The organism is Methylobacterium sp. J-077 (genome assembly GCF_022829365.1).
GTDB lineage: Bacteria > Pseudomonadota > Alphaproteobacteria > Rhizobiales > Beijerinckiaceae > Methylobacterium.
Genome location: NZ_JAKSYJ010000103.1, coordinates 1 through 1,281, shown reverse-complemented (window position 1 = coordinate 1,281; position 1,281 = coordinate 1). Strand labels below are relative to the sequence as shown.

Annotated in this window: 1 protein-coding gene; it reads left to right on the top strand. The window is 67.4% G+C overall.

Annotated elements, in window-relative coordinates; all coding sequences use genetic code 11:
- On the top strand, window positions 1-990 hold a 990-nt coding region (groEL, locus tag MKL11_RS09735), incomplete at its 5' end, for a chaperonin GroEL (RefSeq protein WP_243942635.1).
- Window positions 991-1,281: the final 291 nt, after the last annotated feature.

Sequence of the window (1,281 nt, the reverse complement as noted above, 5' to 3'; positions counted from 1 at the left end):
TACATCCTGATCCACGAGAAGAAGCTGTCGTCGCTGCAGGCGATGCTGCCGGTGCTCGAGGCCGTGGTCCAGACCGGCAAGCCGCTGCTGATCATCGCCGAGGACATCGAGGGCGAGGCCCTGGCCACACTGGTGGTGAACAAGCTGCGCGGCGGCCTGAAGGTCGCGGCCGTGAAGGCGCCGGGCTTCGGTGATCGCCGCAAGGCGATGCTCGAGGACATCGCGATCCTGACCAAGGGCCAGATGATCGCCGAGGATCTGGGCATCAAGCTCGAGAACGTGACGCTGCCCATGCTCGGCCGCGCCAAGCGCGTGCGGATCGAGAAGGAGACCACCACGATCATCGACGGCGTCGGCGAGAAGTCGGACATCGAGGGCCGGATCTCGCAGATCAAGGCGCAGATCGAGGAGACCACCTCGGATTACGACCGGGAGAAGCTGCAGGGGCGTCTGGCCAAGCTCGCGGGCGGCGTCGCGGTGATCCGCGTCGGCGGCGCGACCGAGGTCGAGGTCAAGGAGAAGAAGGACCGCGTCGACGACGCCCTCAACGCCACCCGCGCGGCGGTCGAGGAAGGCATCGTCCCCGGCGGCGGCACCGCCCTGCTGCGTGCCAAGAAGGCGGTCGCCGAGCTGAAGTCCGACGTCCCGGATGTCCAGGCCGGCATCAAGATCGTGCTGAAGGCCCTCGAAGCCCCAATCCGTCAGATCGCCCAGAACGCGGGCGTCGAAGGCTCGATCGTGGTCGGCAAGATCACCGACAACACCTCTTCGGAGACCTACGGCTTCAACGCCCAGACCGAGGAGTATGTCGACATGATCCAGGCCGGCATCGTCGATCCGGCCAAGGTCGTGCGCACCGCTCTGCAGGACGCGGCTTCGGTCGCCGGCCTGCTGGTGACCACCGAGGCCATGGTCGCCGACGCGCCGAAGAAGGATGGCGGCGCCCCCGCGATGCCGGGCGGCGGCGGCATGGGCGGCATGGACTTCTGAGTCCAAGCCAACCAGGGAGATGATGAAGGGGGGTCGCCGCGAGGCGGCCCCCTTTTGGTTTGTGGCGTGGGCTTTTCGACGACGATCAGGATCGGGCGTGAAAGCCGCGCGGCAGCCCGAGGTTGGATCGACCGCCGCGGCGCCAGCCGATCTTGACAATGTTCCTATTTTGTGCTCATTAGCCGTCACCTGTCCTTCGGTGCTTCGGGAGCGATCCCGGGGCGCTCCTCGGGGGTCCGTTCGGTGGCTGACCGGCGGGCTCGGAGGACGGGGCGATGCCCGCGTCGGTGG